Source organism: Paenibacillus wynnii, assembly GCF_030812855.1.
Taxonomy (GTDB): Bacteria; Bacillota; Bacilli; order Paenibacillales; family Paenibacillaceae; genus Paenibacillus_AQ; species Paenibacillus_AQ wynnii_A.
Genome location: NZ_JAUSTK010000022.1, coordinates 25,654 through 43,807 on the forward strand (window position 1 = coordinate 25,654; position 18,154 = coordinate 43,807).

The window sequence follows — 18,154 nt, forward strand, 5'->3', positions numbered from 1 at the left end:
TATGTATCTTATGGAGAGAAGGTTAGTGCATGGGGATTACGGTACAGGAAGAAAAGGGACTTTTTCATTTACAGAGTAAAGGCATGAGTTACATTGTCCAGCTTATCAATGGATATCCGGTTCACGTTTATTGGGGTAAACCATTGCGGAATGATAGCAACTTGGAAGGTATGTTAAATCAGGGCGGGTACACCGGCTTGGACCGTCTACCGCAGGAATATCCTCAATACGGATCAGGCGATTTCCGGAATCCGGCCTATCAAGCCCGTTTAGAAGATGGAACACGGGTAACCGAACTGCGATACAACAGTTACCAGGTTATAGCGGGAAAACCCTCCTTGGAGGGGCTGCCTTCGGTCTATGTGGAGTCTGCAGAGGAAGCTGATACTCTGGAGTTAACGTTGACGGATGATTACGCGAAGCTGACCGTTATTCTTCGTTATACGGTTTACCATGAGATGGATGTGATCGCCCGTTCGGTACAATTCGTGAATCACGGAGAGTCTAAGCTGCAACTTCTTCGTGCACTCAGCGCCAGTGTCGATTTGCCAGCTGGTGAGCTGGATATGATCTATTTAGCAGGAGCATGGGCAAGAGAGGGCAATCTTACCCGCAGACGTCTGATGCAAGGTGGGACTAATATTGAGAGCCGCAGAGGCATGAGCGGTCATCAGTTGAATCCGTTTGCAGCTCTTGCAAAACCCGGAACGGATGAGAATCAGGGAGAGGTATACGGCTTCAGTCTGGTGTACAGCGGTAATTTTGAGGCGGAAGCGGAAGTTGATTCCTTCGGGTCTACGCGCTTTTCCATCGGGTTGAATTCTTTCGACTTTAACTGGCTGCTGGAGCCCGGGGAGAAATTCCAAACCCCTGAAGTGGTTATGGTTTACTCCGCACAAGGGATTGGCGAAATGTCTCGGGTCTATCATCGGTTATACCGGACTCGGCTATGCCGGGGGTCTTTCAGAGATAAGGAACGCCCAATACTAGTGAATAACTGGGAAGCGACATACTTTAACTTCAATACAGATAAGCTGGAGTCCATTGCAGCCGAAGCCTCGAAGCTGGGTATTGAGCTGTTCGTACTGGATGACGGCTGGTTCGGCAAAAGAGATGCCGATAATTCCTCCCTCGGAGACTGGGTAGAAGATCTCCGCAAGCTGCCCGGTGGACTGAATGATCTGGCCCAACGTGTGAACGGACTGGGGCTACAGTTCGGCCTATGGGTAGAACCGGAAATGATCTCGCCGGATAGCGATTTATACCGCCAGCATCCCGACTGGTGTCTGCATGTGCCGGGCCGACGCCGGAGTGAATTGCGCTGGCAGTTGGTTCTGGATTACACCAGAGAAGAGGTAAGGGAGTATATTTATGAGTCACTGAGCCGTATTTTCTCTACTGTTCCTGTCTCTTATGTAAAATGGGATATGAATCGTTGTCTAACGGAGATTGGTTCAGCCCAGATTGCTCCTGATCGTCAGGGTGAAACTGCACATCGTTATGTGCTCGGCTTATATGAATTGCTAGAAAGTTTGACGGCTAGATTCCCTAAGATCTTGTTCGAGAGCTGCTGCAGCGGAGGAGGACGTTTCGACCCCGGGATGCTGTATTATATGCCGCAGACCTGGACGAGCGATAATACCGATGCGGTTGAACGTCTGAAGATCCAGTACGGGACGAGTCTAGTGTATCCTGTCAGTGCTATGGGAGCGCATGTATCCGCTGTCCCGAACCACCAGGTAGGACGTATTACGCCGCTCTCCTTCCGTGGAGATGTTGCTATGTCCGGTAACTTTGGCTATGAGCTGGATCTTACCAAATTCACCGCAGAAGAGAAGGAACTCGTTAAGGAGCAAGTCGCGAATTACAAAGAAATCCGCACCCTTGTTCAACAGGGCAACCTGTATCGGCTGCAAAGTCCATTCGAGGGGAATGAGACGGCATGGATGTTCGTGACCGATGATCAACGTGAGGCATTGGTCTATTACTTCCGAGTGATGGCTGTGCCCAACCCACCGCACCGTAGTTTGAAGCTGAACGGCTTAAATCCAGATTTCAACTATACGCTGGAAGAGTGTGGAGAAGTGTATGGCGGTGACCGACTGATGCAGGCAGGACTATCGCTGCCGGATGAACAAAGAGATTATGTTAGTGGTTGTTATAAGTTGAAGGCAGTAGACAAGACCGCTCAATAGGAAATGTGCATTACAAAGGCAAGCCAAGAATCCTTGGCTTGCCTTTATGCGTGTATGACTCGAGCGGAATGAAGTGCAAAAGTACATTTGAATTGGCGGAAACGAGCTACTGGAGCAGAATGAAGTGTATAAGTACATTAGAGTTGGTTAAAATGGATCGCTAGGGTCACTAGGGCCGAATGAAGTGTATAAGTACATTTGAATTGGTGTAATTGAGCTGCTGAAGCCGAAAGAAGTGTAAAAGTACATTTGAATTGGTGGAAACGAGCTACTGGAGCGGAATGAAGTGTATAAGTACATTAGAATTGGTGTAATTGAGCTGCTGAAGCCGAAAGAAGTGTAAAAGTACATTTGAATTGGTGGAAACGAGCTACTGGAGCTGAATGAAGTGTATAAGTACATTTGAATTGGTGTAATTGAGCTGCTGAAGCCGAAAGAAGTGTAAAAGTACATTTGAATTGGTGGAAACGAGCTACTGGAGCGGAATGAAGTGTATAAGTACATTAGAATTGGTGTAATTGAGCTGCTGAAGCCGAAAGAAGTGTAAAAGTACATTTGAATTGGTGAAAACGTGCTACTGGAGTGGAATGAAGTGTAAAAGTACATTTGAATTGGTTAAAATGGATCGCAGGGGCCGATTGAAGTGTATAAGTACATTTGAATTGGTGAAAACGTGCTACTGGAGTGGAATGAAGTGTATAAGTACATTTGAATTGGTGAAAACGACCTACTGGAGCGGAATGAAGTGTATAAGTACATTTGAATTGGTGAAAACGACCTACTGGAGCGGAATGAAGAGTGTATTTTCCCTGAATATTCCCTACAGGTTTCCTCACTTCACATTGACTTGAATAATCCTCACCCCTATGATGATTAATAAAAGAAAAGAGAAGACGAGGAGTGTCAGACATCATGGCTTTGGAGATTGAACGCAAGTTTCTGCTGCCGGAATATCCGGAACAGCGTATACAAGATGGAGAGCTTAAGATTCACACCCAGCAGAATATTGATCAGACCTATCTGGCGATTGAGGATGGTCAGGAGCTCCGGGTACGCAAAATTACGGATCTCGACTCAGGAGAGGTAACCTTTACGCATACGTTCAAGGATGGCAAAGGGATTAGCCGCGAAGAGATTGAATATTTCATCTCTGAGGGTCTATATAATCAAATGATTGAGGCAGTCAAGGCTGTACCGCTGATCAAAAAACGCCTCACAGGCGAATGGAACGGCACAACAGTAGAGATTGACGTATATACTCAACTGGAGCTGTCCGTGCTGGAGGTGGAATTCGATTCACTGGAGGAAGCGGAGAGCTTCAAGGCACCGGAATGGTTCGGCGAGGACGTTAGCACAGACCGGAAGTACAGCAACAAAACCGTTTGGAAAGAGCTCCAGAATAAATCCTCCAGATAAATATCCGGAGGCCAAAGCTGACATAAAAATAACGGACTTTAACGCGTAAACGTGTTACTATGTAAAGTGAATTTAAGCATCATACTGTAAGGCTTAAATTCAGCTTATATAGGTTAAATAAAGAGGGGTTCAGGAGGATGAGTATGAAGTATATAAGCACAAGAGGCAATGTGGAAGCTAAGGGCTTTATTGATACTGTCTTAATGGGATTGGCTGATGACGGTGGATTGATGATTCCCTCCGAGATTCCGGTGATTTCGGCAGCTACTTTGGAAGAGTGGAGAAGCTTGACCTACCAGGAGTTGTTTCTGAAGATTTTCTCTTATTATACGAACGATGAGATTCCATATGAAGATTTGAAGGAAATGGTGTACACCAGCTATGCCAATTTCCGTGCACCGGAAGTAACGCCTGTTCATCCAATCAATGATTCTTTATACGTGCTGGAGCTGTTCCACGGACCTACCTTTGCGTTCAAGGATGTAGCGCTGCAATTTATGGGTGAGCTGTATTCCTATATCTCCAAAAAACAGAACAAAATCATCCATATCCTCGGCGCGACCTCGGGGGATACCGGAGCGGCGGCCATTCAGGGTGTTCGCGGCAAGGAAGGCATCAAGATCTGTATCCTGCATCCGCATGGCAAAGTGAGTAAGGTGCAAGAGCTGCAAATGACAACAGTTGATGATAGTAACGTCTTGAATTTGTCTGTAAAAGGCAACTTTGACGATTGCCAAAAGGTGATCAAGGATCTGTTCGCGGATCTGGACTTCAAGAGCAAATATCACCTGCGTGCGATTAACTCTATCAACTTTGTGCGTATTTTGGCTCAGACGGTTTATTACTTCTATGCTTACCTGCAGGTTGAGGGAAGTGCAGACAAGAAGATCAATATTAGTGTACCTTCCGGTAACTTTGGTAATATCTTTTCGGGATATCTCGCGAAAAAAATGGGGCTTCCGATTAACAAGCTGATCATCGCAACGAACGAAAATAACATTCTGGAACGCTTTGTGAATACTGGGGAATACAAGCCCGGTGGTTTTACAAGCACATATAGTCCTTCAATGGATATTCAGGTGGCGAGCAACTTTGAGCGGTATCTATATTATCTGATTGGCGAAGATACCGAGAAGCTGTCCTCGTATATGTCTGCCCTGCAGACTGACGGCAAAATCACTATCGAAGGTGAAACCCTTCAGCAGGTTCAATCGGACTTTGCAGCACTCGGCGTAAAAAATGAACTGTGTCTCGATACGATCAGCAAATACCAGAAAGATCACGGATATCTGCTTGACCCGCATACTGCCTGCGGCATCGCGGCTTATGAAGCCTTTAACGGCCCGGACGAGCTGGGTATCACCTTTGCGACTGCGCATCCGGCTAAATTTGATGAAGCAATTACCCTAATCGACATTAAGCAGGAGTTCCCGGACGAAATAGAAGCGCTGTTCTTGATGCCTCAACACCAGACGGTGGTAGATCACAACAAGGATGAGATCGTACAGCTCCTGAAGTTCTTTTATGAATCCAATTAGCTTGTAACATATGCTGTGCAACAAACCTCGTGCTTGGTTAAGGCGGGGTTTGTTCGTTTATCATAAATTGTCGGAATTTTGTCGTAAAAAGTAGACATTACTACCTCGAGAATGAGAAAATAGAATTTAGAGTCAGTAAGAACAAAAAAAGGACGGGATATTATTATGTCAATTCGATTCGGGGTTGTAGGAACAAACTGGATTACAGACCGCTTCGTTCAAGCCGGCCTGGAGAATGAGGAGTTTATCCTGACTGCGGTGTACTCCCGTACAGAAGATAAGGGACAATCATTTGCAGCGAAATATGGCGGAGCTGCTATTTACACTAACCTAGAAGAGATGGTGTCCAGCAGTGATGTGGATGCAGTATATATTGCCAGCCCTAACTCCATGCACGCGGAGCAGGCCATCATCTGTCTGAATCATGGGAAGCATGTGATATGTGAGAAGCCGATTGCTTCCAACAGCGCAGAACTGAAAAGAATGATTGAGGCAGCGCGGAATAATGATGTGTTGCTGATGGAGGCCTTGAAATCTACCTTCATGCCTAACTTTAGAATTGTAAAAGATAACCTGTATAAAATCGGGCGTGTTCGGCGCTATTTTGCAAGCTACTGTCAATACTCTTCGCGTTATGATGCATTCCGGCAGGGAACGGTGTTAAATGCTTTCAATCCTGCTTATTCCAACGGCTCACTAATGGATCTGGGCATCTATTGTCTGTATCCGATGGTAGCACTCTTCGGCAAGCCGGAATCCGTTCAGGCAACGGGTGTTTTGTTGTCCTCGGGAGTAGACGGAGAGGGAAGTATGGTCATGCGTTATTCAGACATGGATGCAGTTGTTATGCATTCCAAGATTGCTGATTCCTATTTGTCTGCAGAGATTCAAGGTGAGAACGGTACAATCGTTATCGATAAAATTAATCAGCCCTACGAGGTAAAAATACATTACCGTGACGGAACGATTGAGGAGCTAACCCAACCTCAGGTGTATGAGTCCATGTATTATGAGATTGAGGAGTTTATCACGTTGCTTAAGAACGGTGAACGGGAGAGTGGGATTAACAGTCATGCCAACTCTTTGGCAGTAGCTGAGGTTATGGAAGAAGCGAGAGCACAAATCGGACTCCGGTATACCTCTGATCTTTAGGGCCTTACAACTTTGGGACGAATGGGGAGCAGAACTTGAAAACTTTTAAAAAGGTATACATCGAGATTACAAGCGTCTGCAACCTGGCCTGCAGCTTTTGTCCGCAAACCGCTAGGCAGAAGAATTTCATGAAGCTCGATACGTTTAATACCATACTGGATGAAATTAAACCGCACAGTAATCATATTTACCTTCATGTCAAAGGCGAGCCACTGCTGCATCCTAAGATTGGGGAGCTGCTGGATGCAGCTCATGCCAAGGGGTTCAAAGTCAACATTACCACCAATGGAACGCTGATTCATAAAGCGGGACCTAAGATTATCGGCAAGCCGGCTTTGCGTCAGATGAACTTTTCTCTGCACAGCTTTGACGGGCATGAAGGCTCCGAGAACCGCGAGGAGTATTTGGCTGAGATCATTTCTTTTGTAAAAGAGGCAGCTGCACAGGGAGTCATTATCTCTTTCCGGTTATGGAATCTTACAGAGGACAACCGGACGAATCTGGAGAAGAAACGTAACCGGGAGACTTTGACGGTTCTAGAGAAAGCCTTTGACCTCGATTTTAATATTGATGAAAAGGTCGTACCGGGCAGCGGTGTTAAAATCGCAGAACGGATCTATCTCAATCAGGATCATGAATTCAGGTGGCCGAGCCTTGATGAGCCGGAAGATGACGGCAAGGGCTTTTGCCATGCGCTTCGCGGTCAAGCGGCGATACTGGTCGACGGTACGGTGGTACCGTGTTGTCTGGATGGTGAGGGTGTAATTAACCTTGGGAACATTCACGAGACGCCATTCTCCGAGATTGTAGAGGGTGAGCGGGCCAATAATCTGTTCTATGGATTTTCCCGCAGAGAGGCCGTGGAGGAATTATGCCGTAAATGCGGGTACCGTCAGCGGTTCGGGACTTGATTGATTTAAGAGTGCAGTTGTCCCATACCGGCGGATTGCCCTGACCCCTTCCTGAATTCGGAGGGGGAGCATTTCATCGCTTTGCGGAACACTTTAATGAAATAACTTACGTTATCAAATCCGACATCGAGTGCGATGTCGGATATTTTTCGTTCACTTTGGCGTAATAAATCCGCAGCCTGGCGAATTCGGTAGGAATTAATATAATCCACCGGTGTTTTACGAGTCATTGTTTTGAAGAAACGGCAGAATTGCCCTTCACTCATCGGAATAAGCTCGGACAAATCACGGGTACGGATGGGGTCGCGGTAGTTGTCTTGGATGTAGATAATGATTTTTTTGAGACGGTTGATCTTGGTGGTATCGGCATCATCGGATTGGCTGCGGTTCACTGACCGTCCGTCGACAGCGATTTGAGAGAGCATTATGAGCAAGGAGCCTTTCATAAAAGCTTCGAATCCGGGTACTTTAGAATCGTAGGCTTCCATCATGCGTTCCAAATGACGGAGAACCTCCTGCTGCCAGGGAATGTCGGGTTTAATGTGCCGGGGGAAGCTCTGGCGTTTCTCCTGAAGCGGCAAAATGGTATTCTGCTGTATCGTATCATATTGGGCGCTGGCTAATAGATCAGGGTGAAAGACTAACGCACAGAATTTACAGGGAGACTCGTTCAGTACATAGGCGGCATGTATATCACCGGATTCGATAAATACAGCTTCACCTGCCTGTACCGGAAAGTATTCGGTATCCACCTGAAATAGGATTTCTCCTTCTAGGAGCATGAAAAACTCAGCTTCCTCGTGCCAATGCGTATCGAGAACATGAGCCCCGGACGGGAGTTCAACCCAATAGGCAGCCAGAGGAAACATAACATCACCATGTACCCGGTCTTCTTTTAGCAAACGTTGGGATGTTCGATCCATATTGCGCCTCCTTCTATGAAAAAACATCAAAATAGTGTTATAAATTAGCTATATTATATTAGTTTTGTGTTTTTATTATCGGTATAATACAATTATAAACACCAAATTGAAGGGTGGCAAGTATGAAATGAAATTTACAGACGGTCTTTGGCTGGTTCGCGACGGAATCACGATTAACGGAGCAGTACAAAATTATGCTGTGGAAAAGACTTCCGAAGGCTTGACGGCAATTACCCAAACGACTCCCATTACAGGGCGAGCAGCAACTCTGAACTCAACTCTGCTTACAGTGAAATTCCATTCCCCACTTCCGGGCGTAGTAGGAATCAAGATTATTCACCATGATGGTGTACAGGAACGCGGACCGGTCTTTGAACTGACTAAAGGAACCGGAGATCATGTGAAAATAGAAGAAACTGAGCTAGAGACGGTACTGATCAGCGGTGGACTACGTGTAGTGATTCGCAAGGGAGCGCAATGGGCAGTTGATTTCTACCGCGGCACCGAGCGGATTACAGGCAGCGGTTATAAATCGATGGCCTATATCACAGATAAGGACGGCAATACGTTCATGCGTGAAGAGCTGGATATCGGCGTGGGCGAATTTGTCTACGGTCTGGGCGAGCGTTTTACCGCTTTTGTAAAGAACGGACAGGTTGTTGATCTCTGGAACAAGGATGGCGGCACCAGCTCCGAGCAGGCATATAAGAACATTCCTTTTTATGTAACAAGCAAAGGCTATGGTGTATTTGTTAATCATCCTGAGCTAGTGTCCTATGAAATTGCTTCGGAAAAAGTGAAGAAAGCCCAGTTCAGCGTAGCCGGCGAAAGCCTGGAATACTTTGTAATCGAAGGACCTACTATTAAAGAGGTTATCACCAAGTATACTTCCCTGACCGGTAAGCCAGCCCTGCCGCCGGCATGGACTTTTGGCCTGTGGCTGACGACTTCATTCACCACCGACTACGATGAAGCAACAGTAAACTCCTTCGTCGAAGGTATGGCAGAGCGTGATCTGCCGCTGCACGTATTCCACTTCGACTGCTTCTGGATGCGTGAATATCAATGGACAGATTTCCAGTGGGATGAGCGTGTATTCCCGGATCCAAAGGGTATGCTGGGACGCCTGAAGGAAAAAGGACTCAAAATCTGCGTATGGATCAACTCCTATATCGGGCAGCGTTCGCCTTTGTTTGAAGAAGGTAGAAAAAATGGTTACCTGATCAAAAAACCAAACGGTGACGTATATCAAACTGACCTATGGCAAGCGGGTATGGGGATCGTGGACTTCACAAACCCTGCTGCTTGTGAATGGTATGCCGGTTACCTGCGTGACCTGGTGGATATGGGTGTAGACAGCTTCAAGACCGACTTCGGCGAGCGTATCCCAACGGATGTTGTATACTTCGACGGTTCGGACCCGCAGAAAATGCATAACTACTACACTCAATTGTACAACAAGGTTGTCTTTGGAGTTCTGGAAGAGAAGCTTGGCAAAAATGAGGCAGCTGTATTTGCACGTTCGGCAACAGCCGGCGGGCAGCAGTTCCCGGTTCACTGGGGCGGCGACTGTTATGCGGATTATGAGTCGATGGCAGAGAGCCTTCGCGGCGGGTTGTCGCTTGGTCTGTCCGGGTTCGGCTTCTGGAGCCATGATATCGGAGGTTTTGAGAATACCGCTCCGGCGCATGTCTTCAAACGTTGGCTTGCGTTTGGTCTTCTGTCCAGTCACAGCCGTCTGCACGGAAGCACCTCGTATCGTGTGCCTTGGGCGTATGATGACGAAGCTGTTGATGTTACCCGCTTCTTCACCAAGCTCAAATGCAGCTTGATGCCTTACCTGTATGATGTTGCCGGTCAGGCCGCAGAATATGGCTGGGCTTCGCAGCGTGCGATGGTCATGGAATTTCCGGAAGATCCTACTTGTGAAGTGTTGGATCGTCAATACATGTTAGGTGAATCCTTGCTTGTAGCTCCAATCTTTCAGGAAAGCGGCGACGTTAAGTATTATCTGCCGGAAGGACGTTGGACGCATCTGCTCAGCGGAGAAACTGTGCAAGGCGGCTCATGGCGCAAAGAGCAACACGATTTCTTCAGTCTGCCGCTCTTCGTTCGTCCGAACACTTTGCTGGCAACAGGCAGTGTTGACAACCGTCCGGATTATGATTTTGCAGAAGGTGTGAAATTTAGCCTCTACTCACTTGAAGATGGTACTACAACTTCGGCAACCGTTCGCGATCTGAAAGGTGCACCAGAGTTGACAGTGAAAGCTGAACGTAAGGGCAGCACATTAACAATCTCTGCTGAAGGCAGCGGTAAAGAGTTTACATTCGCATTGAAGGATCTGGGAGCTATTGCTTCGGTTCAAGGAGCAGAGCAACTCGATGAAACAGCAGTGAAGGTAAGCGCAGGCAGCAAGTCCTTCTCTTTCACCATTACGCTGAAATAGGAACAAATGTAAAGGCACTCCCCGCCGCTCATCAATGATGGGCGAGACGGGAGTGCCTTTGTTAATTGTTACTCCGTCTTGATCGCTTCTAGTGCACTGAGCCGCATAGCCCGGCGGGCTGGATAAAATCCAGACACAAGTCCAACCAAGGTTGCAAAAGCAATAGATGAGAGCATCAGCCAAAACGGTATTACGGAAATATTAGTTTGGATGGCGTTAGGATCCACCATTCCACCGCCAAGCGAGCCAAGCAGTCCGCCGCCGAACTTGTTCAGCACGAAAGAGGCAGCCAAGCTGAACAGGACTCCGGATAATCCTCCAAGGAAGCCGATGAACCCGGCTTCCATCAGGAACAGCTTTCTTATATCTCCCAGTTCGCAGCCAAGTACTTTCATGATGCCGATTTCGCGTGTACGCTCGTAGATGGACATTACCATCGTGTTGGTAATGCCCAGGGCGGCAACCAGCAGGGAAATGGCACCAATACCGCCGAGAATCATCTGAATGGTACGCGAGGTTTCCTGCATACCCTTCAAGACATCGGTCAAGGCGCTGGTGCCGAAGCCCAGACTCTTGATCTTCTCTCGTACCGGCTCAACATCCTTCATGTCCTTCACCCGGACAATGGCTTGCTGATAGCCTTGCTGCATAGAAGCAGCCATTCCCTGATCCTTTTGGGTTTTTGCATTTTCACGCAGCAGCTTTTGCAGATAATCAATATTTATATAAACGGACCAATCCTTTTCGTTTTTGGCTTCAGCCAACATCCCGACTGCCTTGACCTTATACAGCTTAGCTGGCTTTTTGTTTCCATCTGGTCCTGTTCCTTCTGGAGTTTGCTGCTGCTTGTCGCCATAAGCCATATCAAAGGTCATTTGCATTTTTTCCTTCATGACATCTACGGGTGGGGCTTGGCCGTAACCCATCGATGATTTCGGGTTATAGAAACCTAAGGAAAGCTGGGAACCGAACAGCAGCTCATCGTTGTCAAGCGAGGTCAGCAGTCGACCGCTTGCGGGAATGAAATCAAGTTTCTCCAGCGCTTCCGGCCGGATGCCTACCAGATTCATATAAGTCAGGTACTTGCCAGCTTCCAATTTGGCGGAGGTCATGATCATGGGTGTGGCTACATCTACACCCTCGAAGCCGGAGATGGTCTGAATTGCGCGATCATCAAGCTTTCCGCTCATGCCGGTTCCACCGCTTTTTCCGCCCATACCGCCGCCTTCCAAAAAAACGTTGATGATCGTGAGACTGCCCATCTGGCTGACCTGCTGCTTGAAGCTTTCATTCATGCCGATGCCGAGCGACAGCATCACCACGATGGCTGCCGTGCCGATTACTACACCAAGGATGGTGAGGAAGGAACGGACCTTACTGCGCAGGAAATTAATCAGCGCCAGATGAATTAGATCAAAAGTCGTCATCCAGTTCCAATTCCTTTCGTTTGCGGCGTTTGCCCTTTAGGACTGCCACTGCCGTGATTCCCGCCAAGATCAGAAATGCCGGAATGCCAATAAGCAGATAAGTACGCAGCTTGCCAGAGGAGGAGTCCGGTCCTTCGAGCGGCTGGTCTGGTGGGAAATTCTCCATCGGCGGCATCTCATTAACATTTACTGTGAACGGCTTTCGGATTACGGTGGGTTTGCCCGCCGCGTCCTCGAAAGTAAATACGATCTCTCCGCTGAGTTCTCCCGTTGCCTCTGGAGTAATGGAAGGCTCGAAGGTATCACTGCGACCAGAGGCGAAGTTGCCGACATAATAATTTCCGTTAGAAGTTTGGAAGTCACCTTCTACCGTTACCATCAGGTTGTATAGTATGGACTTACCCATATTGTAAAATTGAAGCGAAAGCGGCACAGGCTGCATCGGAAAAGCCTCGCCCAGCACGCTGACCTCCCCGGCAGTCAGTCGGGCAGCCTGAAGTACGGGGATACTGACCGTTTCTTTAGATGTATACGGATTACCCTTCTCATCCTCATATTCGAAATTAAGCGATAGGGCGTACATCTTAGGTTCGGCGTCCCCTTTGGCTCGCAGTGTTAAAGTTTCTTCAACCGCGGTCCGCGTAGGAATACTTTCGAAATAGAATGTATTGCTGCCGTCTACAGTAAAGGTACCGTCATCGGAGGTGACGCTCAATTTAATGTTCCCTATATTCATTAAGCTGCTCGTATTCAGGAAGGACAGTGAAAGCTTGGTATCTTCTCCGGCCAGCACTTCTACAGGGTTCAGGGCATACTTGTTCACGATAATGCGCGGTACGGTTTTTTTCTCATCACCAGCGGCTTTGGTTCCTTCTACGTAGATGCCAGCATACTGGAGCAGCGAGGTTTTAACGGGCTGTCCCCCTTGAATCGTCTCATAATCCACAGCGATGGAGACCGGATAGCTCTTGGTAGGCGCATCTGGTGCTACGGACAGATCAAAGCTCAACTTCTTGCTTTGGCCTGGTGTAAGGGAAGGGATAATGATGTTGCTAAGGGAGACGGGCACCAGCTCTTTATCAGCGGTGACAGCCACCTTTACATTTTGAACCTTGCTCCCGCCGGTGTTTGTCACTTTGAAGCTGATATTGAACTTATCCTTCGGCAATAGCGTGGCATTCGGTGATCGCAGGCTCTCGATTACCACGGCGGCAGAAGAACTGTCACTACTTTTGACAGGTATAAATATTTGACTCTCTTCACTCACTGCCGTGCCAGTCTCGTCTTTGTAATCCCATTTGATGCCTAATGGCTGGGCACCTCCAGCTAAGGCAGGGGAGACCGTAAGGTTGAACGTTTGCTCTTGTATCATGCCACCACTAATTCTCGATATTCTACGGGTTCCGGTATCCTCATCCAGCGCGAAGCCTTCTGATTTCAATCCGGTAAGGCTCAGTTTGATATCCTTGGCCTCCAACGTGCCTTCATTGAGTACGCGGACGGTAAGCTTCAGCTTGCTGCCTGGTACGGCCTGGGCTGGCAGATTGGTGATTCCTGCAAGAGACAGCCGCACGGGTGAACTGTTGTTATTTACTCGGATGTATAGCCCTTCACTGGAAGTGAAAGGATCGCCAAAGGCGTTGCTATACTGGCCGTTCAGCTTCAGCGCGTAAACCCCGGATGCGATATCTGGTTTAATGGCCAGGTTGAATGTAACTACCTTCAGCTCGTTACCGAGCATCCCTGAGATAGATTGGGTCAAGTTAATCATGTTTGGCAGATAGGGAATCTTGTTCTTGTCTTCTGGCTCCAGCGTCAAACTAATGTCTTTTGCCGATTGGACGGTTAGGTTCTTGATGGGTATTTTCAACTCCAGAGTTTTACCTGCTTCCACGGTTGGCATGACATCGCTGCCCGTAATGACAAGCTTGGGTGCAAATTTGGACGTATCCACCGGCTGAGGTGCAGGAGTTGCGGTAGCCTCGGGAACGGTCGGTACAGCCTGGGTGATCGTTAAGGTCTGTCTAGGACCGGTAACAGTCACTCCGCTCTTTTCATAGATTAAGCTTGTGGTGAGTTGAGACCCTTTTCCGCTGTAGACTACCGTAAGATCCACCGTGAAGGTTTGTTTACCGCTTGCATAGGAGAGATCTGAGATTTCATTGCTGGCTTTTCCGTAAAAAGAGCTGGAGTCCTCGATTTGCATCCGGGTTGGCACGTAGATGTCTTTGTCCGGATTTACCACCGTCAACTGCAGCGTAACTTCTGTATTCTCTTGGATTTGCGAGGTGTTCCCTTTAATGATTTTATAGCCTGTGACCTTAAGTGTGTTGTCGTCAGAAGCCGAAGTTGCGTATGAAATATCGTAATTTCTAAAGGTAATAGTAAATAGACATAGGATCGCCAGCAGTAGTGCAGTAATTTTTCGTTTCATTGTTCGTCCACCCCGAATGCTTCATTTTGTACGATAATTTCCTGAATATTGCCGTCGATGATGCGTACCACCCGGTCGGCATATCGGGCGATCTCATTGTCATGTGTGACCATAACCAGCGTTTGTTCCCGCTTGCGGGCGAGGGTCTTCATCAGCTCAAGAACCTCAAGCGTGGTCCGCGAATCAAGATTACCTGTGGGCTCGTCAGCAAAAATAATGGACGGAGACGCTGCGAACGCACGCGCGATGCCGACTCGCTGCTGTTGACCGCCGCTCATCTGCGACGGCTTATGTTTGGCATGTGAAGATAGGCCGACTGCCGCCAATAACTGTTCCGCTCTTCGCTCCCGTACTTTGCGAGAGATTCCCTTGAAGGTAAGCGGGAGGGCGACATTTTCGAGGGCCGTTAACGCTGGAAGAAGATTATAAGATTGAAAAATGAAGCCGAGATAATCCTGACGAAATCGAGCGAGGTTTTTCTCCGACATGGTGCTGATCATTTGACCACGGATTTTAACTGTACCTCTTGTCGGCTTCTCCAGCCCAGCCATCATATTCAGTAGCGTAGACTTCCCCGATCCTGAAGTACCGAGCAAGCAGCAGAATTCGCCCTTCTGAATTGAGAGAGCGATAGAATTCAGCGCAACCACCTTTTCGGTGCCGATCCGGTACACCTTACGCAGATTGTCCACTTTGATAATTGCAGCAGGGTTATTCACAATATAGCGATTCTCCTTTGGCGGTATCCGCTCAATCTATGTATTACACCGCGTAGACGTGCCTTCGCTAGTTTATATAGGGATTATATGGGAGGAACGCGCTATATTTGTTTCAATTTTTTCTTATATGATTCACAATTTCTTAACCAATACATCAATTCTATGGAAATATGATTCGTTCTATTAAGCGGAAAACTGTTATCTATAACGAATAGAACTTCAATCCTACTACATTTAGAGAGTTCTTTAGGTAGTTTACAATGTTGTGATAATTTGCACATTACAAAGATAAGAGAGAGAAGCATTTTTTAAAGCGGGATTTATAATGGACAGGATAAGCAGTGACAGGTAACTATGAGCAGCTCGAACCAGACTACGAAAACGGAGTGTGATTTCATACATGTCCATTAAAAATTACCAAAACGTACAAATTGGTGTGGATTATTACCCCGAACAATGGGATGAGTCCCTATGGGAGACAGATATTAAGCTAATGCAGGAGACTGGAGTCAAAATAGTCCGTGTAGCTTAATTTGCCTGGAGCCGACTGGACCCAAGCGAAGGGAATTATCAACTTGCGTGGTTGGACAGAGCGATTCACCTTTTTTACCAGTATGGGCTGAAGGTTGTTATTGGAACTCCTGCAGCAACACCGCCAAGTTGGTTGACGACGAATTATTCGGATGTACTTCCGGTATTTGCAGACGGGCATACCTTGAGCTGCTGAGGCCGAATGAAGTGTAAAAGTACACTTGAATTGGTTGAAATGGGCCGCTGAGGCCGAATGAAGTGTAAAAGTACATTTGAATTGGTGGAAACGAGCTACTGGAGCGGAATCAAGTGTATAAGTACATTTAAATTGGTGGAAACGAGCTACTGGGGAAGAATGAAGTGTAAAAGTACACTTGGATTGGTGGAAACGAGCTGCTGGGGAAGAATGAAGTGTAAAAGTACACTAGAATTGGTTGAAATGAGCTACTGGGGCCGAATGAAGTGTAAAAGTACACTTGAATTGGTGGAAACGAGCTACTGGGGCCGAATGAAGTGTATAAGTACACTTGAATTGGTGGAAACGAGCTACTGGGGCCGAATGAAGTGTATAAGTACACTTGAATTGGTGGAAACGAGCTGCTGGAGCGGAATGAAGTGTAAAAGCACACTAGAATTGGTAGAAATGAGCTACTGGGGCCGAATGAAGTGTAAAAGTACACTTGAATTGGTGGAAACGAGCTGCTGGAGCGGAATGAAGTGTAAAAGTACATTTGAATTGGTTGAAATGGGCTACTGGAGCCGAATGAAGTGTAAAAGAACACTTGAATTGGTGGAAACGAGCAACTGGAGCGGAATGAAGTGTAAAAGAACACTTGAATTGGTGGAAACGAGCAACTGGAGCGGAATGAAGTGTAAAAGTACACTAGAATTGGTGGAAACGAGCAACTGGGGCCGAATGAAGTGTAAAAGTACACTTGAATTGGTGGAAACGAGCTGCTTGAGCCGAATGAAGTGTAAAAGTACACTTGAATTGGTTGAAATGGGCCGCTGAGGCCAAATGAAGTGTAAAAGTACATTTGAATTGGTGGAAACGAGCCGCAGGGTGGAATCAAGTGTAAAAGTGCACTTGAATTGGTGGAAACGAGCTACTGAGGCCAAATGAAGTGTAAAAGTACATTTGAATTGGTGGAAACGAGCTGCTTGAGCCGAATGAAGTGTAAAAGTACACTTGAATTGGCTTCTGCGAGCGTAGCGATGCTAATGAGAGGCAATGGTACATTTTATTTGTGTTCGGCGGCAGGATTGAGGCCAATCGAGGGCACACTTGCCCTTCCCCACCCCACACTGTGTTCTAAAAGTGTGGGGTTTTATTGTCTTGAACTACATTGAATGTATAAAAAACAGGATTGGCGGAACGAAGAGAAATTTTGGAACTGTAGAAGCGGTAGCGTTCGCCTTTATAATCAGATTTCAACCGCACGATGCGGCTTGAAATAAAGAAATCTGATTATAACAGCGATCGAAAGTCCAAAACTTTATCGCAGTGCCGCCCCGATTCTGTATTAACCCATACTGGTGCAGTTCATTCCAATAGAGTCACCGCAAATTTAGTGCAGTCTCCTAAATTGCTCAGGCGTAGTCCCCGACTGCTTACGGAACGTGGCCACGAAATGGCTGACATCGCGAAACCCAACCAACTGGGAGATGGTTTTAACCGTCATAGCCGGTTGGCTCACCAGCATCTCCTTCGCTTTCCGCATACGCATACGCACAAAATAGGCGTATGGAGACAATCCAAAGGTCTGCATAAATAAGCTGTTGAGATAGCGACCGGATACCCCGAGTTGGGTGGAGAGGTCATATAAGCCAATATCGGGGTCCCCGAAATTGAGGTCCATCCATTTTAGCAAAGGCTGAAGCTTATCGATATTACGGGAAATCGCCGCATTATTATGAAGCTGTCCATATTTACTGAGGGTAATTAAGAAATGATAAGCATCCGTGGAGGCCTGAAGGCCGAACATATCTTGATGTTCTTCCTGCCAGGCCAGCATATCGTTCAGCATGTCCGACAGGGGGGCTTCATTCTCCCAACGATATAAAGAGGAGGACTTGATGCCTAATGTCTCCAGAATCTGGCGAGTAGAGCTGCCTCCAAAGGTTAAGTAATAGGTCTGCCAATCTGAAGTTACGCCTTCATAACGGTGAGGGGTATGGGGAGGCAGAAGCACACCGCTTCCTTCCCTTAGATTGAGCGTATTATTTTCAAAATATATATTGCCCTCACCGCATACGGTCTGAATCCAGTGGTACACAGGATAACCGTCGGGGCGGGTTACTTTTTCCTGTTCGGGATTGTGTCCTACACTATCTAGTGTAATAGGCAAATGTTGTCCACCCTCTTGATTGAACACAATTCTGCGATGAACTGTATCCGGCATGTAATCATCTCCAATTAAGTTCCATATTATTATATTATCTTGATAAAATATTATATT

Annotated in this window: 12 protein-coding genes and 1 pseudogene; 8 read left to right on the plus strand and 5 right to left on the minus strand. The window is 47.1% G+C overall.

The genetic code is table 11. The features are described from left to right. Positions 1 to 29: 29 nt before the first annotated feature. The 5 genes from J2T20_RS18415 to J2T20_RS18435 all read left to right on the plus strand — a co-directional run bounded on the left by J2T20_RS18415 (position 30) and on the right by J2T20_RS18435 (position 7,212). Positions 30 to 2,195 carry an alpha-galactosidase gene (locus J2T20_RS18415; protein ID WP_307590805.1) on the plus strand — a complete coding sequence of 722 codons (2,166 nt, stop codon included), beginning with the start codon at positions 30 to 32 and terminating at the stop codon, positions 2,193 to 2,195. A 912-nt stretch (positions 2,196 to 3,107) separates the two neighbouring features. After that, positions 3,108 to 3,611, plus strand: coding sequence for a CYTH domain-containing protein (locus J2T20_RS18420; RefSeq protein ID WP_307590806.1), 504 nt, complete (start codon positions 3,108 to 3,110; stop codon positions 3,609 to 3,611). A gap of 143 nt (positions 3,612 to 3,754) precedes the next feature. After that, a complete protein-coding gene (gene thrC, locus J2T20_RS18425) occupies positions 3,755 to 5,149 on the plus strand; it encodes a threonine synthase (protein ID WP_307590807.1) in 1,395 nt (464 codons plus the stop codon). Positions 5,150 to 5,314: 165 nt separating this feature from the next. After that, the gene (locus J2T20_RS18430; protein WP_307590808.1) at positions 5,315 to 6,301 is read left to right on the plus strand and encodes a Gfo/Idh/MocA family protein; all 987 of its coding nucleotides are present in this window, start codon (positions 5,315 to 5,317) and stop codon (positions 6,299 to 6,301) included. A 35-nt stretch (positions 6,302 to 6,336) separates the two neighbouring features. Continuing rightward, positions 6,337 to 7,212 (plus strand): radical SAM/SPASM domain-containing protein, encoded by an 876-nt coding sequence (locus J2T20_RS18435; protein ID WP_307590809.1) that lies wholly within the window; start codon positions 6,337 to 6,339, stop codon positions 7,210 to 7,212. 5 nt (positions 7,213 to 7,217) lie between these two features. On the opposite strand, the gene J2T20_RS18440 is transcribed toward J2T20_RS18435, so the two are convergent. Beyond that, on the minus strand, positions 7,218 to 8,135 hold the full coding sequence (locus J2T20_RS18440; RefSeq protein WP_307590810.1) for an AraC family transcriptional regulator: 918 nt from the start codon (positions 8,133 to 8,135) through the stop codon (positions 7,218 to 7,220). Between the two features lie 127 nt (positions 8,136 to 8,262). Here J2T20_RS18440 and yicI point away from each other — a divergent pair, with 127 nt between their 5' ends. Beyond that, positions 8,263 to 10,584 (plus strand): alpha-xylosidase, encoded by a 2,322-nt coding sequence (gene yicI, locus J2T20_RS18445; RefSeq protein ID WP_307590811.1) that lies wholly within the window; start codon positions 8,263 to 8,265, stop codon positions 10,582 to 10,584. 68 nt (positions 10,585 to 10,652) lie between these two features. On the opposite strand, the gene J2T20_RS18450 is transcribed toward yicI, so the two are convergent. Genes J2T20_RS18450 through J2T20_RS18460 form a run of 3 tightly spaced genes read right to left on the minus strand, consistent with a single transcriptional unit; the run spans position 10,653 to position 15,164 of the window. Further along, on the minus strand, positions 10,653 to 12,011 hold the full coding sequence (locus J2T20_RS18450) for an ABC transporter permease (protein WP_307590812.1): 1,359 nt from the start codon (positions 12,009 to 12,011) through the stop codon (positions 10,653 to 10,655). Then, complete coding sequence (locus J2T20_RS18455; RefSeq protein ID WP_307590813.1) at positions 11,998 to 14,445, minus strand: COG1361 S-layer family protein; 2,448 nt, start codon at positions 14,443 to 14,445, stop codon at positions 11,998 to 12,000. Before J2T20_RS18455 ends, J2T20_RS18450 begins: the two co-directional genes overlap by 14 nt. Then, complete coding sequence (locus J2T20_RS18460) at positions 14,442 to 15,164, minus strand: ABC transporter ATP-binding protein (RefSeq protein WP_307590814.1); 723 nt, start codon at positions 15,162 to 15,164, stop codon at positions 14,442 to 14,444. Before J2T20_RS18460 ends, J2T20_RS18455 begins: the two co-directional genes overlap by 4 nt. Positions 15,165 to 15,564: 400 nt before the next feature. Here J2T20_RS18460 and J2T20_RS18465 point away from each other — a divergent pair. Then, positions 15,565 to 15,891 (plus strand): annotated as a pseudogene (locus tag J2T20_RS18465) (beta-galactosidase). Between the two features lie 159 nt (positions 15,892 to 16,050). Beyond that, complete coding sequence (locus J2T20_RS18470) at positions 16,051 to 16,707, plus strand: hypothetical protein (RefSeq protein WP_307590815.1); 657 nt, start codon at positions 16,051 to 16,053, stop codon at positions 16,705 to 16,707. 556 nt (positions 16,708 to 17,263) lie between these two features. Here J2T20_RS18470 and J2T20_RS18475 read toward each other — a convergent pair. Beyond that, positions 17,264 to 18,097: an AraC family transcriptional regulator gene (locus tag J2T20_RS18475; protein ID WP_307590816.1), complete on the minus strand. Its 834-nt coding sequence runs from the start codon at positions 18,095 to 18,097 to the stop codon at positions 17,264 to 17,266. Between the last annotated feature and the right edge of the window lie 57 nt (positions 18,098 to 18,154).

What these genes read in the sequence shown, in the direction of transcription:
- J2T20_RS18415 (WP_307590805.1), top strand. Translation starts at nt 30, where the DNA reads ATGGGGATTACGGTACAGGAAGAAAAGGGACTTTTTCATTTACAGAGT.
- J2T20_RS18420 (WP_307590806.1), top strand. Translation starts at nt 3,108, where the DNA reads ATGGCTTTGGAGATTGAACGCAAGTTTCTGCTGCCGGAATATCCGGAA.
- thrC (WP_307590807.1), top strand. Translation starts at nt 3,755, where the DNA reads ATGAAGTATATAAGCACAAGAGGCAATGTGGAAGCTAAGGGCTTTATT.
- J2T20_RS18430 (WP_307590808.1), top strand. Translation starts at nt 5,315, where the DNA reads ATGTCAATTCGATTCGGGGTTGTAGGAACAAACTGGATTACAGACCGC.
- J2T20_RS18440 (WP_307590810.1), bottom strand. Translation starts at nt 8,135, where the DNA reads ATGGATCGAACATCCCAACGTTTGCTAAAAGAAGACCGGGTACATGGT.
- yicI (WP_307590811.1), top strand. Translation starts at nt 8,263, where the DNA reads ATGAAATTTACAGACGGTCTTTGGCTGGTTCGCGACGGAATCACGATT.
- J2T20_RS18450 (WP_307590812.1), bottom strand. Translation starts at nt 12,011, where the DNA reads ATGACGACTTTTGATCTAATTCATCTGGCGCTGATTAATTTCCTGCGC.
- J2T20_RS18455 (WP_307590813.1), bottom strand. Translation starts at nt 14,445, where the DNA reads ATGAAACGAAAAATTACTGCACTACTGCTGGCGATCCTATGTCTATTT.
- J2T20_RS18470 (WP_307590815.1), top strand. Translation starts at nt 16,051, where the DNA reads ATGAAGTGTAAAAGTACACTTGGATTGGTGGAAACGAGCTGCTGGGGA.
- J2T20_RS18475 (WP_307590816.1), bottom strand. Translation starts at nt 18,097, where the DNA reads ATGCCGGATACAGTTCATCGCAGAATTGTGTTCAATCAAGAGGGTGGA.